The sequence below is a fragment of the Micromonospora sp. NPDC005707 genome (assembly GCF_040631005.1).
In the GTDB taxonomy this organism is placed as follows: Bacteria; Actinomycetota; Actinomycetes; order Mycobacteriales; family Micromonosporaceae; genus Micromonospora.
In genome coordinates, this window is the sequence record NZ_JBEXYR010000019.1 from 44,155 (window position 1) to 61,477 (window position 17,323).

The following is a 17,323-nucleotide window of genomic DNA, read 5'->3' on the forward strand; positions in this document are numbered from 1 at the left end:
TCTCACTTCCTCTGATCGGGCTTGTCCTGCGCGCGGGGCACGGTCGCTCGATCGCGCCGCGGCGTGCTGACCGTCGCGCCGTCGCACGGTCTCATCCGGCGCTGACGTGAACCTGACGCGCGTTGACCCGGGCGGCCCGGCGATCGCTAGCATTCGATTGGTTGACCGCTGAGGAGTGGAGGTGGCGACCATTCAGGTCCGACTTCTCGGGCCGGTCGACGTCGCCGAGGGGGATCGCGCTCGGCCGGTGCCCGGCTTACGGCGCAAGGCCCTGCTCGCGGCACTCGCCCTGCATGCCGGTGACGCCGTGCACTCCGACCTGCTCATCGAGATCGTCTGGGACGGGACGCCGCCGGCCACCGCGAAGAACTCCCTGCAACGTCACATCTCGTACCTGCGGGGGGTGCTCGGCGGAAGGGCGGCCATCACGGTACGTCCACACGGCTACGTCCTCGACCTGGCGGAGGAGGCCACCGACCTGCACCTCGCGCAGCGGTTGATCGGTGAGAGCAGGCAATCGGGGGATCCCGCCGAGCGCGTCGTTGCCCTGCGCGCCGCCCTGGCCCTCTGGCGGGGACGGCCGCTGGCGGACCTGGTCGGGCTGCGCTGGTTGGACGAGCAGGCCGAGCGGTTGGCGGGACTGGAGCTGTCGGCCCGGGAGGCGTTGACCGACGCGCGGCTGGCGCTGGGTGAGCACGCGTCGCTCGTACCGGAGCTGGCGCGCCTGGCCGCGGAGCATCCGTACCACGAGCAGATCCACCACCGGCTGATGCTCGCGCTGTACCGCGACGGCCGCCAGGTCGACGCGCTGGCGGCCTACCAGCGGCTGCGCACCGCCCTGGCCACGGAGCTCGGAGTCGATCCGGGCCCGGCACTGCGTCAGCTGCACGCCGCCATCCTTCGGCAGGACGCCGACCTGGCGCCGCCGGCGGCGGTGTGCGGGCCGATCCGGGTGGCCGGCGCGGTCTCCCATCCGGCACCGCCACCCGCCCAGCTGCCCGTGGCCGTGCGGGGTTTCGCCGGCCGCCGTCCGGAGCTGGCGAGGCTCGACGCCCTGCTGCGCTCCGCGCGGGCGTCACGTGCCGGCCAGCCCGGTACCCCGCCCATCGCGGTCGTGTCCGGCACTGCCGGCGTGGGCAAGACCGCCTTGGCCGTGCACTGGGCACACCGGATGGCCGGCGAGTTCCCCGACGGCCAGCTGTACGTCGACCTCCGTGGCTTCGCCGATCACGGCTGCCCGGTGGATCCGGCCACGGCGATCCGTGGCTTCCTCGACGCGTTCGGGGTGCCGGCGCAGCGGATTCCCGTCGAGCCGACCGCGCAGGCCGGGCTGTACCGCAGCTTGCTGGCCGGCAGGCGGGTGCTCGTCGTCCTCGACAACGCCCGCGACGTCGCGCAGGTCCGGCCGCTGCTGCCCGCCGCACCCGGCTGCCTCGTCCTGGTCACCAGCCGCGACCAGCTGACCCCGTTGGTGGTGAGCGAGGGTGGGCACCCCGTGACGCTGGATCTGCTGTCGACGCGGGAGTCCCGGGAGCTGCTGGCCGGACGTCTCGGTGCGAACCGGCTGGCCACCGATCCGGGCGGGGTCGACGAGCTCATCGCCCGGTGCGCGCGGCTGCCGCTCGCGCTGGCCATCGTCGCCGCGCGTGCCGTCACCCGGCCCGACTTTCCGCTCGCCACGTTGACCGCCGAGCTGCGGCACGCCGCCGACGTCCCGGCCGCCGCGCTGGATCCGTTCGACGGCGGGGACGTCGCCACCGACATCCGAGCCGTCTTCTCCTGGTCCTACCGGACCCTCACGGGCGAGGCCGCCCGGCTGCTCCGGCTGCTGAGCCTGCACTCCGGCCCGGACCTCACCGCGTCGGCCGCGGCGAGCCTCGCCGGCCGGTCGACCACGTCGGTGCGGCCACTCCTGACGGAGCTGACCCGCGCGCACCTGCTGGGCGAGTCGGCCCCCGGGCGCTACGCCTGCCACGACCTCCTCGCCCGGTACGCCGCAGAGCTGGCCCACGACCACGACGACCCCGGTGCGCAGCGGCGTGCCCGGCGCCGGATGCTCGACCATTACCTGCACACCGCCGACGGCGCCGCCCGCCTGCTGGACCCGCATCGGGATCCGATCACCGACTCGGCGCCCGAGCCCGGCGCGGCCCCGGTGGTCCTCGCCTGTTACGAGGAGGCGCTCGCCTGGTTCAGGGCGGAGAAGGCGGTGCTCCTGGCCGCCGTCGGGCAGGCGGTCCGCACCGGCGCCGACCGCCGCGCCTGGCAGTTGGCGTGGACGCTGCTGGACTTCCTCGACGTCCACGCCTACTGGCACGACCTGGCCGCGGTGCAGGACCTGGCGATGACGGCCGCGCGACGCCTCCACGACCGCCGCGGTCTGGCCCACGCGCACTGGGGCCTGGCGCGGGCCAGGGCGAAGCTGGGGGACAACGAGGACGCCCGCCGGCACTTCGAGCGCGCCCTGGCGCGGTTCGAACAGACCGGCGACCGCACCGGCCAGGCGCACACCCGGCTCAACCTGGCCTGGGTGCTCGACCGGCAGGGCCGCTACGCCGAGGCGTTGCCGCAGGCGCGTCAGGCGCTCGCGCTCTACCAGGCCCTCGGGCACGTGGCCGGGCAGGCCGACGGGCTCAACGCGATCGGTTGGTACCTGACCCACCTCGGGGAGCACCGGCAGGCGCTCGGCTACTGCCGGCGGGCCCTCGTCCTGCACGAGCGGACCGGCGACCGGCGCCGCGCCGCCCAGGCCTGGGACAGCCTCGGTCACGTCCATCTCGACCTCGGCGACCACGTGCGGGCGACCGAGTGCTTCCGCAGCGCGCTCGCCCTGACCCGGGAGCTGAGCATCAGGTACGACGAGAGCATCGTCCTGACCCATCTCGGGAGCGCCCGCCGCGCCGCCGGTGACCGGGTGGGCGCCCGCGCGGCGTGGCGGGAGGCGCTGGCGATCCTGGAACAGCTCGATCACCCGGACGCCGGCGCGGTACGCGGCCAGCTCGCGCAGCTCCTCTGAGGAACGCCACGTCGAGCCCTGCCCGCGTCGGGACACGTCCCGCGGTCGGCGCACCCCTCGCCTAGTGACCTTCTGCGGCGAGGGTGTGGGCCGCCTCGGCGAAGGAGCGCACGCGGGCGGTGGCAACGTCGTGCTGACCGTGGTGGGCGGAGGCGGCGATTTTGGGGTGACGGCACGCACGGCGGTGCTGTCCGTGCCGCCGGGCGTGGCGGCTGCGGGCGTGCGCCGCCGTGCCAGAATCTGGCCGTGTCCTACGTCCCCCCTCTGCCGCACCCGTCGATGCCCGGCGCTGCGACGCCGCTGATCGCGTACCCCCACCCGATCGCGCCGCCGCCGGGGTGCGCGGTGCTCGTCGTCTCCGTGAACCGGGGGCCGTACCTCGTGCCGGCCCCGGTGACCAGCCGGTTCAAGATCGACCGTCGGGTGGTGGCCATTCCCGGCGAGGGCACCTGGCACGTGGCGGTCCCGGCCGGTCCGCACGACGTCCGGTACACCGACTTCATGGGCATCCCCGTCATCACGACCACGCTCGCCGCGCAGCCGGGGGCGGTGCACCACCTGTCGTTCCGCTTCGGGGGCTGGCGCAACCGGGTGCACGACGGTTACGGCACCGACGTGACCCGGTTCGGCCTGTGGTCGAACTACAGCATCCTGCTCGTCATCCTGGGCGTCGGCGGACTGCTCTGCTGCGGGATGTTCGGGCTGATCGCCGCCTTCTCCGCCTCGGCCTGACCGGGGGAGGCCCGGCGGCGCCCTGCCACGGCGGGGCGCATGCGACGGCTCGTCATTCCCCGGCGCGGCAGGTGGGTCAATCGGATCCTGGTCCGAGCCGGATCGTCTGCTCGCGCAGGATGTCGATCGTGCGGCGCAGGTAGCTCACGATCGCCGCCTGTTCGGCCGGGTCGTAGTCGGCGATGACGCCGCCGAGCGCCCGGCCGAGCCCGGCGAACGCGTCTGCCAGCTCCGGGTGCTCGGCGTCGGCGGCGCGGATGATCGCCCGTCGGCGGTCGCCGGGGTCGGTCTCCCGCACGACGTAGCCGCCGGCCGCGAGCCGCGCTACGACGCTGGTGATTCCCGCGGCGGTCAGCCCGGTGCGCCGGGCCAGCTCGCTCGCGCTGAACGGCCCGTCGGTGGCGATGAGCTCAAGCGTCTTCAGGTCGCCGGCCGACAGCCCCAGGCGCGCCGCGACGGCCTGGTGGAACAGCACGACCGCACCGCTGAGGTCGCGGCGTGGCGTTCGACGGCACCGTGATTACCGGCCGGGACGAGATCGCCGCGGGCCACCGGCCCCTGTTCGACGGCATCATGCGCGGCTCCCGGCTCGCCGTCGTCGAGCGCGCGATCCGCTTCACCGACCCCGCGACGGCGATCGTGGTGCAGCGCGCGGGCATCATCATGCGCTGGCAGAGGGGCCGGACCGTCCCGTCGGCGAAGCGCCTGTCGACGAACACGACGGTCCTGCGCCGCGACGGGGACCGTTGGATCGTCGCGGCGTTCCAGAACACCCGGTACCACCCGTGGGCGAAGACCCTCATGGGGCGGCTGATGACCCGCTCGACCCCATGACTCCGGTCGGCCTCACTATCCTGTGCCGGTGATCAGCACCATGGTGCGTATGGCGCTGGCGGCGCTGGCGATCGGGACCGCGGTGGCCGGGTGCACCACCACGGATCGCCCGGCGGCCGAATGGCAGCCGCCGGCCGCGACCGGGTCGGACGCCGGGGCGTCGCCGAGCACCGGCGGGCCGGGCGTGGCCCCGCCGGTCGAGCTGCGGCTGGCCTTCGCGGGCGACGTGCACTTCACGGGCCGCACGCTGCGTCTGCTCGACGACCCGCGGACGGCATTCGGCCGCACCGCCTCGGTACTGCGCGACGCCGACGTCACGGTGGTGAATCTTGAGACGGCGGTGACGGACCGCGGCACCCCGGAGCCCAAACGCTATCGGTTCCGATCGCCGGAGACCGCCTTCACGGCGCTTCGCGCGGCCGGGGTCGACGCGGTGTCGCTCGCCAACAACCACACCCTCGACTACGGCCAGGTCGGGCTGTCGGACACGCTGGACGCGGCGGCGGACGCTGCCTTCCCGGTGTTCGGGGCGGGCCGCGACGCCGACGCGGCGTACGCGCCCTGGCTGAGCACCGTGCAGGGCGTGCGCGTCGCGGTGCTGGGCATGTCGCAGGTGCACGACCTGGCCGCGCAGTGGAAAGCGACGCAGAGCCGCCCGGGCATCGCGATGGCCTTCGACAGGTCCCGGGCCGACGCCGCCGTGCGAGCAGCCCGCGACCGGGCCGACCTGGTGATCGTCTTCATGCACTGGGGCGTCGAGGGCAACCCCTGCCCGACCGGGGAGATGACGACGTTCGCCCGACGGCTGGCCGCGTCCGGGGCGGACATCGTGGTCGGCACCCACGCGCACACCCTGCTCGCCGACGGTTGGCTGGGCGAGACCTACGTGCACTACGGGCTCGGTAACTTCCTCTGGTACAGCGAGTCGCACAGCACCGACTCCGGCGTCCTGCGGCTGACCGTGCGCGGGCGGACGGTGACCCGCACCGAGTTCCTGCCGGCGACGGTGTCCGGCACCGGGCAGCCCGTCCTCGTGTCCGGCGCGGCCCGCGAGCGCATCGAGGACAGGATCGCCGCGGCGAGGCGCTGCACCGGCCTCACGGCGAGGCGCCCCTGAGCCTGGCAGACCACGTCGGTGACCCTCCTCGGCGACGCCATCCACAACATGACGCCGATGGCCGGGATCGGCGCCAACACGGCACTGCGCGACGCCGAACTGCTGTGCCACCGGCTCACCGAGGTCGCTGCCGACAGGTCGGCCCTGCTGCCGGCCCTGCACGACTACGAGCGGCAGATGCTCGACTACGGCTTCGCCGCCGTGAAGCAGTCACTGCGTAACGCCCGCCAGGCCGGGTCGGGCAGCCGCCTGGGCCGGGCCGCCGTCCGCACGACGATGCGCATCACCGGCGCGGTGCCGCCGTTGCGCCGCCGGATGGCCGCGCGGCTCGGCCGGTGACGGCGGCCCGCCGCGTGCGGGCAGATCGCCGGAGCAGTCCGGTGGCGGGCGACCCGGAGGTCACGTGCCGCTGGTCGCGCCGAACAGGTAGCGCAGCTCGTCCAGCATGACGACCAGCACGCCGGCGAGCAGCGCACCGACGACGATCAGGACCGCCTCGCCCGGCCGTACGGGTCCGGCCGGTGCGAGCGCGCCGGCGACGGCGCAGCCGATGAGGACCACGTTGCGCCACACGTGGTGCCGGCCCAGCGGCGCGGCGGTGCGGCCGAAACAGCGGCAGGTGGCCCCGCCCCGCCGCAGGTTCGTGGCGACGGCCACCGTGAAGACGAGCAGGAGGGCGCCCGCGCAGAGGAAGCCGGCCGGCGGGAACACCGCCAGCAGCACGACGGCGGTGAACTCGGCGGCGACCACGGCCGCGGCGAGCGGGCCGGGGGGCCGGTAGCCCATGTCGCGCACCGAGCGCGTGAACTCGCGGTAGGCGGCCCGGCCGGAGACCTTGCCGACCGCCGCCGCCAACAGCACCGTGCCGAGCAGCACCCGGCACCCGATCTCGACGTACACGGGGTCATCGCCTCCCTCTGGCCACGCCGAGGATCGCCCGGCGTGGCACCGCTCCGAAATGCCGCGAGTCCTGGCTGCGGGCGTTGTCCCCGCGTACCGTCACGGCGCCGTCGGGCTCGATCCGGTGCACCCGCTTGACCATCCACGTCAGCTCCGCCTCCGGGACGACGTCGCGGGCCCGGAAGACGACGAGGTCACCGGCGGCCGGTGTCCGCCCGACCCGGACGACGAGCAGATCGCCGTCGTGCAGCGTCGGCGCCATGCTGTGCCCGCGTACGACCACCACGCGCCAGCGGCGGCGCAGCCAGCCGGTCACGTCGCCGCCAACTGGTAGCCACCGGCCTGGAGGCGGAACAGGCGCGCGTACTCGCCGTCGGCCGCCATCAGCTCGTCGTGCGCCCCCGACTCGATGACGCGCCCGGCGTCCAGCACGATGATGCGCCGCGCGTCGCGCAGGGTGCTGAGCCGGTGGGAGATCAGGAGCCCGGTACGGCCGTGGCGGATCCGGGCCAGCGAGGCGTGCACGCGGGTCTCGGCGTCGGCGTCGAGCCCGGAGCTGGGCTCGTCCAGGATCAGCAGGTCGGCGTCGGCGCGCATCAGGGACCTGGCGAGCGCGACCCGCTGCCACTGCCCGCCGGAGAGCGTCACCCCGGGCTCGCCGTCCTGGTCGGCGAAGGTGCGGCTGAGCAGCGTGGCGTACCCGTGGGGGAGGTCGCGGAGGCGGTCGTGGATCTCGGCGCGGGCGGCGGCGGCCTCGACCTGCTCGGGCGTGTGCGGCAGCCGGCCGATGCCGACATTCTCCGCGGCGGTGAGGTCGTAGCACATGAAGTCCTGGAACACCGCCCCCATCCGCCGGCGCACCGTCTCGACCCGCAGGTCGCGAAGGTCCACGCCGTCCCAGGTGATCCGGCCGCGGTCGGGGTCGTAGAACCGGCAGAGCAGCTTGACGAGGGTGCTCTTGCCGGCCCCGTTGAGACCGACGAGCCCGACGGCCTCGCCGGCGTCGATGGTGAGGTCGACGCCCCGGAGGATCCAGGGACCGTCCTCGTCGTAGCGGAACCACACGTCCTCGAACCGGATCGCGGCGCACAGCGGCGGGGCCGGCCGGGTCCCGTCGACCAGGTCGGCGGGAGTGTCGAGAACGGCGACGTAGTGCCGGAACAGCCGCATGGCGGTGCCCGCCTCGCCGAGCTGACCGGCGATGCCGGCCAGGCCGCTGTGGGCCGCGGCGAGCGCGGCCAGCAGGAGGGTGAGGTCACCGAGGCTGAGGCGGCCGCGGACCGCGGCGTTCACCGCGACCACCGTCGCGGCGAGTGTCGCGGCGACGCCGGCCAGCGCCCAGCAGGTCTGCACCGCCGTGGCGTGCCGCGCGGCGGCCAGCTCGATCCGGGCGGCGGCCCGCACGGCGCCGGTGAGCCGGTCGTGGAAGAACCGGCCGAGATGGTAGAGGCGCACCTCCCGGGCGGCGCGCAGGTCGGTCAGCACGGTCTGGAACAGGAATCGGGCCCGGAACAGGCCGGCGCTGTCCTCCACAGCCCGCGCGGCCCGGCGGGACAGCCGCAGTTGAATGAGGAACTCGGGCACGGCCACGGCGAGCAGGAGCAGGCCGGCCGGCGGCCAGAGGGACGTCAGGATCGCGGCGAAGCCACCCACCGTCACGACGTTCTGGGCCACGTTGACCGCGAACATGACGACCACGTACGGCGTCTGGTCGGCGGCCTGCTGGGCCAGGGCCAGCCGATCGCGCAGCGCCGGCTGCTCGAAGGGGCGAAGGCCGAGGAAGCCGTTCAGCTTCCGGTACAGCCGCACCTCGGCGGCGATCGTGATCGCGTGCTGCAACGCCGTGGTGAAGTAGCCGGACAGGCGGTTGGCGATCGCCGCCAGGGCGCCCAGGGCGGCGATCGCCACGGCGTACCAGGTCGCGGTCGACGGGCTGGCCGAGCGGCCCCGCCCGACCTCGTCGAACAGCAGCTTCGTGAACCACGCGACGCCCAGCGGCGGCGCCGCGCCGACGAGGACGAGGGCGACCACGGCGGTGAGCGCCTTCGGCTCGGCGCAACCCAGCCGCAGGGCGGCTCGCAGCGTGGCCACGATCAGGCCAGGACCGGAAGCTGGTGGCCGGCGTCCACGACGACGCCGTCGACGATCGACAGCACGGCGGGGAAGCCCTTGACCTGGAACTCGCGCTCGGCGAGCTGTTCGGAGATCGTCGCCGTCTCGAAGGTGGTCAGGCGGGGCGCGAGCGCGGCGGTCTCCTCCGGCGTGCCGATCATGAGGACGAGGGTGTCGTCGCGGTAGCGGTCGGCGTCGGCGGTGAGGTCGTCCAGGAGGGTCTGGCACGGCGGGCAGGTCGGGGTCAGCATGACCACCGTGCGCCGGCCGGCGGTCAGATCGGCGTGCGCGAAGCCGCTGACCCGCAGGCCCGGGGCGGGCAGCACCTCGGGGACGGGCTCGCCGTCGTGGGCGTGGCCGGCCTGCGCCTCGCGTAGCCGGCGGGCCAGCGCCAGGGTCAGGACGAGGTTGAGCACGGCGACGGCGCCGACGACAGCGAGAGCGACGTAGGCGAAACCCGGCATGGGAACTCCTCGGCGAGTCAGGCGGGGGCCGCGCCGGCCGGCGCGGCCCCCAGGGGAGATCAGGTCAGCAGACGCCGGCCTTCTTGACGTAGCAGAGCGACCGGGACGTGGAGGTCACGCAGGCGCCGTTGCAGTTGTAGTAGCCCTGCCGGTAACGGCGGAAGTAGACGCCGCCCGAGCAGTAGCCGTCGGACGCGACGCACGCGCACGCCTTGCCGTTCTCCGGCACGCAGGCGCCGGCCTCCTCGCGGCCGAGCACCTTGCCGAGCATGGCGTCGCCGACCCGGTTGATGATCCTGGTCATGGGCAGACCTCCTTGTGAGGGGTGGTTGCCCGTCACTGTGCCGGTCGCCGCTGCGCCCGCCCTGCGCTTCTACTGCGCACCCGCTGCGCGCCGCCAGCACGCCAGCGATTCGCGCAGGTCACCGGCGTACGCGGCGTCGAAGTGCTCGAAGATGCGCAGCGCCTCCTCGCCCAGCGCGACGGCCCGGTCGTACCGCCCCAGCGCGGCCTGCGCCCGGGCCAGCAGGCTCAGCGAGTTCGCCAGCGGGAACGGCTGCCCGATGCCCCGCAGCATCGCCACCGAGCCCTCCAGCTCGGCCACCGCCCGGCCCGCGTCCCCCTCTTCGAGGTGCACCTTCCCGAGCAGCCGGCGGGAGATCGCCTCGCCCCACTCGTGGCGCATCCCGCGGAACGCCGGCGCCGTACGGGTCAGCAGCCGTCGCGCGGAGTCGCGGTCGCCGGCGGCGAGGTGCGTCGCGGCCAGCGCCTGCTCGGCGGTGGTCACGCTCATCCGGTCACCGAGCCGCCGCGCGGCGGCCACCGCCCGCCGCAGGTGCTCCAGGGCCTGCGGCCACCGCTCGGCGTGCCGGTGCAGCAGCCCGAGGCTCTCCAGCGCGAGCGCCTCGCCCCACAGGTCGCCGCCGTCGGCGAAGAGCCGCCGGGCCGCGGCGCAGGCGGCGTGGGCGAACGGGGAGGTGTGCTGGTACTGCCCGTACTGCATGCCGAGGGCCAGCAGCACGTGTCCGCCGACCGGGCCGACCGGCCAGTGCGCGGCCGACAACCGCACCATGAGCAGCAGCGCGGCGTCCGCCTCCCGCAACCGGCCGAGCTGACGGCAGCACAGCGAGTAGCCCTGCAGCGCGACGAGCCGGTACGCCACCAGCGGTCCCCGGCTGTCGCGGTGTGCGGCGCGCAGCAGCGGCACGGCCTCGGCGTGCCGGTCCAGCATGCGGTAGGCGGTGCCCAGGTGGAGCCGCAGCGCCGTCCGGGTCGGCACCGGCAGGTCGGCGTGGCGGTCGAGCACGCCGCGCAGGCAGTCGACGTACTCGGGCAGGTGCTGGCTGCGCATCGTCGCGAAGTTGCCCATCGTGCAGGCGAGCCGCCCGGCCAGGTCGACCGCGTCCAGCTCCAGCAGGTCCCGCACCGCCGCGACCAGGTTCTCCCGTTCCGCCTCGAACCAGTCGACGGCGTCCCAGGCGTCGAGCACCGATTCCGCATCCGCTCCCGGCAGGATCCTGCAGGGCAGCGCCGCGTCGGCACGTTCGGCGTACGCGTGCAGCCGTGCGTACCAGTCGATCACCTGCTGGCCGGTGACGTCGGTGCGCTCCCGGGCGTGCAGCCGGACCAGGTCGTGCATCCGCACCCGCCCGCCGGGCTCGGCGGTCAGCAGGTGGGCCCGGCACAGCTGTTCCAGCAGCGGCTCGGTGGTGTCGTCCCACATGCCGAAGCTGCGCAGCGTCGTACGGCTGAGCACCGCGAGCAGCCGCGCGGCGGGCGGGGACAGCCGCTCGAACCCGACGGTGAAGCTGCTGCGCACGTCGAGCCCGTCGAGCGACAGCTCGTCGAGGCGGCGCCGCTCGTCGCGCAGCCGCTCGCGCAGCCGTGCCACGGTCATGGCCTCCCGTTCGGCCAGCCGCACGCCGGCGATGCGCAACGCCAGCGGCAGGCGACCGCACAGCTCCACGACGGCGGCGGCGGCCGCGGCCTCCCGGTTGATCCGTTCGGCGCCGGCGAGCCCGGCCAGCAGCTCCAGGCCGTCGTCGAGGGGCAGGACGTCGAGCGCGACGACCTCGGTGCCGGGGAGTCCGGATAACGCCGCCGTGCTGGTGACGAGCGCGCTGCTGCCACCGGGTGGCAGCAGTGGGCGCACCTGCGCGGCATCGGCGGCGCTGTCGAGCATCACCAGCATGGGATCGTCGGCGAGCACGGATCGATACAGCGCCGCGCGTTCCTCGGCCGCCGCCGGGATGGCCGTGCCGGCCACTCCCAGGGCGCGCAGGAAGGCGCCGAGCACCGCGCCGGGCCGCGCCGGGTCGGCGGTGTTGCCGCGCAGGTCCGCGTACAGGCATCCGGCGGGGAAGCGGTGCCGGCTCTCGTGCGCCGCGCGCAGCGCCAGCGTGGTCTTGCCCGTTCCCGCGAGCCCGGTCACCACGACGACCTGCGCCGCCCCGGCGGCCGGCGGGGTGCGCCCCAGCAGCGACAGCAGCAGCCCGAGCTCCTTGTCCCGCCCGACGAAGTCGCCGGTGACGCCGGGAAGCTGGTTGGGCCGCACCCAGGCCCGCCGGGACGCCTCCCGCTCGCTGCCCAGGATCTCCCGGTGCAGCTGTTGCAGCTCCGGCCCCGGGTCGATGCCGTGCTCCTCCGCGAGCACCCGGGCCCCGTCCCGGTACACGGCGAGTGCCTCCGCCTGCCGGCCGCTGCGGTGCAGCGCCGTCATGAGCTGGCCGCGCAGCCGCTCCCGCAGGGGCCGATCCCGCACCAGCGTGGTCAGCTCCGGCACCAGGTCCTGGTGCAGGCCGAGCGACAGCAGCGCGTCGACGCGCAGCTCGACCGCGTGCTCGCGCAGCTCGCGAAGCCGGTCGCGCTCGACGTCGACCAGGCTCGTGCTGACGTCGACGAAGGCCTCGTCGCGCCAGCGCGCCAGGGCCCGGTCGAGCAGCTCCACGGCGCAGCGGGCGGCGGTGGCGGCGGTGGCGGCCCGCACATCGTCGGCGAACTCCGCCGCGTCCACGACTACCGCGGCGTTCAACTGGTAGCCGGGGGAGAGGGTGAGGATCAGCTCCGGCGTCGTCGCGCGCCGGATCGAGGCGACGATCGCCTGCACCCGGTTACGCGCCCCGGCGGGCGGGTGCTCCGGCCAGAGGCCGTCGATCAGGCGGTCGACGGAGACGATCCGTCCACTGTGGGCCGCCATGCTCGCCACGAACGCCCGCTCCAGCGGGGCCAGGGACACGGCCACCCCGTCGACGCTCAGCTCGGTCCGTCCGAGAACGCCGATCCGATACCCACGCACTGCGCAAAGCTAGCGCGGCGTCCGCGGGGTCGCGCTCGCGAGTATCCGGTGGGCGCCGGGGTCTCCGGGAGGGCGGCCGGCAACCGCCGTCCCGCGCCGACCGGGTGTCAGGCGGTGCGCGGGGACACCAGGCCCGACTCGTAGGCGAGGACCACGAGTTGGGCGCGGTCGCGGGCGTGGAGCTTGGCCATGGCCCGGTTGATGTGGGTCTTCGCGGTCATCGGGCTGATCACCATGCGATCGGCGACCTCGTCGTTGGACAGTCCCTGCGCGACCAGGGCGACGGCCTCGCGTTCGCGGTTGGTCAACTCGTCCAGCCTCGCGTCGGCGCCGGTGTGGAGGGGCTGGGTGACGTACCGGTTGATCAGCTTGCGGGTGATCGATGGTGCCAGCAGGGCGTCGCCGCGGGCGGCGACGCGTACGGCGTGCAGGAAGTCCTCCGGCTGGATGTCCTTGACGAGGAACCCGGCCGCGCCGGCGCGCAGCGCGTTGAAGACGTACTCGTCCAGTCCGTAGTTGGTCAGGATGACGACGTGTACCCCGGCCAGGGCCGGATCCGCGGCGATGCGGCGGGTCGCCTCGATGCCGTCGACGACCGGCATCTGAATGTCGATGAGCGCGATGTCGGGCAGGTGCTCCCGGGCCAGCGCCACGGCCTCGCCGCCGTCGGCGCCCTCGGCGACCACCTCGATGTCGTCCTCGATGTCGAGGAGCGCGCGGAATCCGCTGCGAAGGAGCGGCTGGTCGTCGACCAGCAGGACACGGATCATGAGAGCTGGTCGACGGGAAGTTCGGCCTGGACGGTGAAGCCGCCCTCGCGGCGCGGCGCCGCGATCAGGTGACCGCCGAGGGCGGTGACCCGTTCGCGCATCCCGAGCAGCCCGACGCCGGGCACCGGAGCGCTGTCCGGCGTGGTCCCGCCGTCGTCGTCGATCCGGATGAGCAGGGCGTCGGGGCGGTAGTCGATCCGGACCCAGGCGTTGGTGGCGGCGGCGTGACGGGCGACGTTGGTCAGCGACTCCTGGACGATCCGGTATGCGGTCCGGTCCACCGCGGCCGGCACGTCGTTCCGGCGTCCCTCGATCGACAGCTTCGCGTCCAGGCCGGCCGTCCGGGCCCGTTGCACCAGGTCCGGAACCTGGTCGAGGCCATGCGGCCGGCTCCGGTCGTCGTCGCGCAGCGCCTCCAGGGTCGCGCGCAACTCCCGGGCCGCCTCACGGCCGGCCTCCCGGATCGCCAGCAGGGACTCCGGCACCTGTTCGCCCCGCTTCTGCGCCAGGTGGACGGCGACCTCGGCCTGCACCTTGATGACGGAGATCTGGTGGGTGAGCGAATCGTGCAGCTCCCGTGCGATGTGCAGCCGCTCCTCGTCGGCGCGGCGCCGCGCCGTCTCCTCGCGGGTGCGCTCGGCCTCGTCCGCCCGGCGCTCGGCCTGTCGCAGCGCCTCGCCCGCCGCTCCGGCGGCGATCAGCCAGGCCAGCTCGAGGGCGCCCCGGGCCTGCGCGAACGCCTCGCCCGTGTCGTGCAGGCCGGAGACCATCGCCGCGACGGGGAGAGCGGCCAGCATGAGCACGCTCGCCGCCACGGTGACGGTACGGTGTCCGGCCCGCACGGCGGCGTACACCGCGAACAGGTACGCGACGGCCGGCACGTCGAAGCCGGCCGCCTGGTGCCCCACCGCGCACAGCCCGGTGACGGCCAGCACGGGAACCGGGGCGCGGCGGCGCGCGGCCAGCGCCAGGCCGCCGGCCGTCAGCAGCGCGTACCCGAGCAGGTCGGGGCCGGTGGTGGAGTGCTGCCCGGACAGCCCGGTGACCAGCAGGATCGCCGCCACGCCGACGGCGACCACCCAGTCGCTGACACCGATCCGTCCCTTACCCATGCGCGCACCCTAGCGGGATGTCCACCCCGGGCGACTCCTGCGCGCGGACGATCGGCCGGCTACCGCGGACGCGGTACCCGGCCGTGTTCTGCCACATCCGTGGCAGCCGGATGCGTCGCACGCGGCAGCGTGAAGTGCCCGCGCCGGCAGGACGACAGGTGGCGGGCCGGCGGACAGGATCAGACACGTCCGATCCTCGAAGGAGAAGGAGCACCTCATGTCCACCCGTCGCCTGTTCACCGCCACCGCAGCCGCCCTGGTCGGGGGGTTCGGGCTTGCCACACCGGCGGCCGCGCACGTCTCGGCCCCGTCGGCCGCGGCCGATCCCACCACCCTGACCACCGGGCGACTCGTGGGCAGCGTGGCCGTACTGGTGGCGCTGGCCGGCGTGGTCGTCGGTGGGCTTGCGCTGGCCCGCTCCGCCGGGCGGATCGGCAACGGCAACGGCAGGCGAGGGGCCGTCGTGGCCCTGGTGGCCGGGCCGACCGGCATGGTCGTCGGCGGGCTGGTGGTGGCCGCCGCGAAGGGCGGTCCCGGCACCGGCTACGGGATCGTCGGTGGCTTCCTGGCTCTGGCGATCGGCCTGATCGCCGCGATCCTCGGCTGGCTCGCCCTGGCCCGCTCCCGCAGCGCTGCCTGACCGCTCGACGGGGCGGCGGGTGGTCGCGGGCGCGGGGAGACCGTCGCCGCCGGCGCGTTCCTGCCGGCCGGCTGGGCCGCCCGTATCCGCACCGCCGTCGCCCTGCGCACCGGGTGGCGGGGGGCGGGCGTCATGCGGGGGATCGCCGCTCCTGCCCGTCGGGACCTGTACGCTAAAAACCTCACACGATGTGAGTTTCAAGCCCGGGTAGCGGACGACACGGGGGAGTCATGCGGATCGGCGACCTGGCAGCGCGGGCCGGGGTGAGCGTCCGGTCGCTGCGCTACTACGAGGAGCAGGGCCTGTTGATCAGCAAGCGCAGCACCGGCGGGCATCGCTACTACACCGAGGACGACGTCGACCTCGTCCGCTACATCCAGCGGCTGTACGCGGCGGGCCTGTCCAGCCAGACGATCCTCGAGGTACTTCCCTGCCGGCAGGCGCCGAGCGACGCCAACAGCGACGCCGCGTTCGCCCGCCTCACCGAGGAACGCGACAAGCTGAGCAGCCACATCGCCGATCTGACCCTCACGCGGGAGTCGCTCGACGAGTTGATCAGCCTGAACCGCACCCGCCGGGCGGCGGCCGGACGTGGTGGACGTGAGGAGGAAATGAGTACGTGAGTCCCGAGAGCCTGTTGGTGTTCGTCCTGGCGGCCGTCGCGGTCATCATCTTCGCGCGGTGGCTGGCCTCGCGCACCGGTCTGCCCTCGGCGGCGCTCCTGACGCTGATCGGCATCCTCTACGCGCTGCTACCGGGACCGAACATCACGCTGGACCCGCACATCGTGCTGACCATCGTCCTGCCACCGTTGCTCTACAGCGCGGCGCTCGATTCGTCACTGCTGGCGATCCGCAGGAACATGCGCATCGTGGTCAGCCTGTCCGTGGTCCTGGTGCTCGTGACCGCGTTGGCCATCGGGCTGGGGTTCCACCTGTTCGTCGCCGGGGCGACCCTGGCCGCAGGTGTCGCGGTCGGCGCGGCCGTCGCGCCTCCCGACCCGGTGGCGGCGCTCGCGGTGGGCCGGCGGGTGAATCTTCCGCCGAAGCTGGTCACCATCATCCAGGGTGAGGGGCTGCTCAACGACGCCACCGCGTTGACGATCCTCAGCGTGGCGGTGACCGCGGCCGTCAGCGGCACCTTCTCCTTCCCCGCGGCCGCCGCACAGTTCGTTCTCGCGGCGGCCGGCGGACTCGTGGTGGGCGCCGCGGTCGCGTGGGGTGTGCGTCTGGCCCGGCCGTTGACCAGGGATCCGTTGCTGTCCAACGCGATCTCGCTCGCCACCCCCTTCGTGGCGTTCCTGCTCGGCGAGGAGTTGCACGTCTCGGGGGTCCTCGCGGTGGTGGTCGCCGGGCTGATCGTCGGGCACCACACGCCCCGGCTCGCCTCCGGCGCCAGCCGGCTCCAGACCAGCGCGGTGTGGCGGCTGGTCGACTTCCTTCTCGAGGGGTTCGTCTTCCTCCTGATCGGGCAGCAGTTGCCCGAGGTCGTGAAGGGGCTGCGGCAGTACGACACCTCCACGATCGTCATCGCCGTGGCGGTCTCGTCCGGCGTGGTCCTGCTCCTGCGCCCGCTGTGGCTGGTCCTGAACCAGTCGCTCCCTCGCTGGATGCACACCCGCCTCGGCGGCGCCTCCGAGGACGACGACGACACCGCCGGCTCCACCCGCAGCGCCGCCTCGGAAGCGCGCAACGCCCGGCGGCTGACCGGCCGCGAGGTCGTCGCGCTCAGCTGGTCCGGCACCCGCGGGGTCATCACCCTCGCCGCGATCTTCACCCTGCCGCTCGTGACCGACAGCGGGGCGCCGTTCCCGGACCGGGATCTGCTGTTGTTCTGCGCCTTCATCGTCGTACTCGTGACGCTGGTCGGTCAGGGGCTCACCTTCGCGCCGCTGGTGGGCGCGTTGGGTCTGCGTGCCGACGAGGCGGATCAGGTCCGGATCCGGAACGAGGCACGGTCGGCATCCGTCGAGGCCGCCCTGGCCCGGCTCTCGGAGATCGTCGTCGAGGAACCGGAGCACATCGACGCCGTCGAGACGATGCGCGCGCAGCTGCAGAGCCGGTTGACCCGCTACCGCGGCCGCCTCGACCTGCTCCAGTCGGCGGACCTGTCCGGGATGCCGGTCTCACCCGAGTACGAAGCGGCGTTGCGCATCCGCCGGGCCGCGATCGATGTCCAGCGCGAGGAGCTGTTGCGGTGGCGGGACGCCGGCCGGCTGCCGGACGAAGGGCTGCGCGTCCTCGAACGCGAACTGGACCTTGAGGAGCTCCGCCTGCCCACCCGCATGCCGTAGGAGGCCCACGAGAAGCCGACCGCCGACGTCCGCGCCTC

The 17,323-nt window shown here is 74.1% G+C and carries 16 protein-coding genes and 1 pseudogene; 8 read left to right on the forward strand and 9 right to left on the reverse strand.

Annotation, left to right across the window (positions count from 1 at the left end; genetic code table 11):
- The first annotated feature begins 247 nt into the window (after positions 1–247).
- The gene (locus ABZ452_RS28710) at positions 248–3,016 is read left to right on the forward strand and encodes a BTAD domain-containing putative transcriptional regulator (RefSeq protein WP_357949372.1); all 2,769 of its coding nucleotides are present in this window, start codon (positions 248–250) and stop codon (positions 3,014–3,016) included.
- Positions 3,017–3,262: 246 nt separating this feature from the next.
- Positions 3,263–3,748: a hypothetical protein gene (locus tag ABZ452_RS28715; protein ID WP_357949375.1), complete on the forward strand. Its 486-nt coding sequence runs from the start codon at positions 3,263–3,265 to the stop codon at positions 3,746–3,748.
- A gap of 76 nt (positions 3,749–3,824) precedes the next feature.
- Here the strand turns inward: ABZ452_RS28715 and ABZ452_RS28720 are convergent, their stop codons facing one another.
- The gene (locus ABZ452_RS28720) at positions 3,825–4,223 is read right to left on the reverse strand and encodes a MarR family transcriptional regulator (RefSeq protein ID WP_357949377.1); all 399 of its coding nucleotides are present in this window, start codon (positions 4,221–4,223) and stop codon (positions 3,825–3,827) included.
- Between the two features lie 23 nt (positions 4,224–4,246).
- Here ABZ452_RS28720 and ABZ452_RS28725 point away from each other — a divergent pair, with 23 nt between their 5' ends.
- The 3 genes and pseudogenes from ABZ452_RS28725 to ABZ452_RS28735 form a co-directional block, all read left to right on the forward strand.
- Positions 4,247–4,582 (forward strand): SgcJ/EcaC family oxidoreductase, encoded by a 336-nt coding sequence (locus ABZ452_RS28725; protein WP_357949379.1) that lies wholly within the window; start codon positions 4,247–4,249, stop codon positions 4,580–4,582.
- Between the two features lie 28 nt (positions 4,583–4,610).
- Positions 4,611–5,699, forward strand: a complete 1,089-nt coding sequence (locus ABZ452_RS28730; RefSeq protein ID WP_357949381.1) for a CapA family protein — start codon at positions 4,611–4,613, stop codon at positions 5,697–5,699.
- A gap of 15 nt (positions 5,700–5,714) precedes the next feature.
- Positions 5,715–6,038, forward strand: a pseudogene (locus ABZ452_RS28735) (FAD-dependent monooxygenase); the annotation flags it as partial.
- 60 nt (positions 6,039–6,098) lie between these two features.
- Here ABZ452_RS28735 and ABZ452_RS28740 read toward each other — a convergent pair.
- The 8 genes from ABZ452_RS28740 to ABZ452_RS28775 form a co-directional block, all read right to left on the reverse strand.
- Complete coding sequence (locus ABZ452_RS28740) at positions 6,099–6,599, reverse strand: MauE/DoxX family redox-associated membrane protein (RefSeq protein WP_357949383.1); 501 nt, start codon at positions 6,597–6,599, stop codon at positions 6,099–6,101.
- Between the two features lie 4 nt (positions 6,600–6,603).
- Positions 6,604–6,915, reverse strand: coding sequence for a S24/S26 family peptidase (locus ABZ452_RS28745; RefSeq protein WP_357949386.1), 312 nt, complete (start codon positions 6,913–6,915; stop codon positions 6,604–6,606).
- On the reverse strand, positions 6,912–8,690 hold the full coding sequence (locus ABZ452_RS28750; protein WP_357949389.1) for an ABC transporter ATP-binding protein: 1,779 nt from the start codon (positions 8,688–8,690) through the stop codon (positions 6,912–6,914). Before ABZ452_RS28750 ends, ABZ452_RS28745 begins: the two co-directional genes overlap by 4 nt.
- A gap of 2 nt (positions 8,691–8,692) precedes the next feature.
- Positions 8,693–9,175, reverse strand: coding sequence for a hypothetical protein (locus tag ABZ452_RS28755; RefSeq protein ID WP_357949392.1), 483 nt, complete (start codon positions 9,173–9,175; stop codon positions 8,693–8,695).
- Positions 9,176–9,239: 64 nt separating this feature from the next.
- Positions 9,240–9,479, reverse strand: coding sequence for a hypothetical protein (locus tag ABZ452_RS28760; RefSeq protein ID WP_357949394.1), 240 nt, complete (start codon positions 9,477–9,479; stop codon positions 9,240–9,242).
- Between the two features lie 69 nt (positions 9,480–9,548).
- On the reverse strand, positions 9,549–12,470 hold the full coding sequence (locus ABZ452_RS28765; RefSeq protein WP_357949396.1) for a BTAD domain-containing putative transcriptional regulator: 2,922 nt from the start codon (positions 12,468–12,470) through the stop codon (positions 9,549–9,551).
- Positions 12,471–12,577: 107 nt separating this feature from the next.
- Positions 12,578–13,240 (reverse strand): response regulator transcription factor, encoded by a 663-nt coding sequence (locus ABZ452_RS28770; RefSeq protein WP_357949399.1) that lies wholly within the window; start codon positions 13,238–13,240, stop codon positions 12,578–12,580.
- Entirely contained in the window at positions 13,237–14,352 is a 1,116-nt protein-coding gene (locus ABZ452_RS28775) for a histidine kinase (RefSeq protein ID WP_357949402.1), read from the reverse strand. Before ABZ452_RS28775 ends, ABZ452_RS28770 begins: the two co-directional genes overlap by 4 nt.
- 217 nt (positions 14,353–14,569) lie before the next feature.
- Here ABZ452_RS28775 and ABZ452_RS28780 point away from each other — a divergent pair, with 217 nt between their 5' ends.
- The 3 genes from ABZ452_RS28780 to ABZ452_RS28790 all read left to right on the forward strand — a co-directional run bounded on the left by ABZ452_RS28780 (position 14,570) and on the right by ABZ452_RS28790 (position 17,285).
- Positions 14,570–14,992, forward strand: coding sequence for a DUF6223 family protein (locus ABZ452_RS28780; protein WP_357949405.1), 423 nt, complete (start codon positions 14,570–14,572; stop codon positions 14,990–14,992).
- A gap of 230 nt (positions 14,993–15,222) precedes the next feature.
- A complete protein-coding gene (locus tag ABZ452_RS28785; protein WP_357949408.1) occupies positions 15,223–15,615 on the forward strand; it encodes a MerR family transcriptional regulator in 393 nt (130 codons plus the stop codon).
- Complete coding sequence (locus tag ABZ452_RS28790; RefSeq protein ID WP_357949411.1) at positions 15,612–17,285, forward strand: cation:proton antiporter; 1,674 nt, start codon at positions 15,612–15,614, stop codon at positions 17,283–17,285. The genes ABZ452_RS28785 and ABZ452_RS28790 overlap by 4 nt, the downstream gene beginning before the upstream one ends.
- The last annotated feature ends 38 nt before the right edge of the window (positions 17,286–17,323 follow it).

Bases quoted from the DNA above. Each gene is read 5' to 3' on its own strand.
- ABZ452_RS28775 (WP_357949402.1), bottom strand. From the start codon at position 14,352: ATGGGTAAGGGACGGATCGGTGTCAGCGACTGGGTGGTCGCCGTCGGC.
- ABZ452_RS28785 (WP_357949408.1), top strand. From the start codon at position 15,223: ATGCGGATCGGCGACCTGGCAGCGCGGGCCGGGGTGAGCGTCCGGTCG.
- ABZ452_RS28755 (WP_357949392.1), bottom strand. From the start codon at position 9,175: ATGCCGGGTTTCGCCTACGTCGCTCTCGCTGTCGTCGGCGCCGTCGCC.
- ABZ452_RS28770 (WP_357949399.1), bottom strand. From the start codon at position 13,240: ATGATCCGTGTCCTGCTGGTCGACGACCAGCCGCTCCTTCGCAGCGGA.
- ABZ452_RS28780 (WP_357949405.1), top strand. From the start codon at position 14,570: ATGTCCACCCGTCGCCTGTTCACCGCCACCGCAGCCGCCCTGGTCGGG.
- ABZ452_RS28760 (WP_357949394.1), bottom strand. From the start codon at position 9,479: ATGACCAGGATCATCAACCGGGTCGGCGACGCCATGCTCGGCAAGGTG.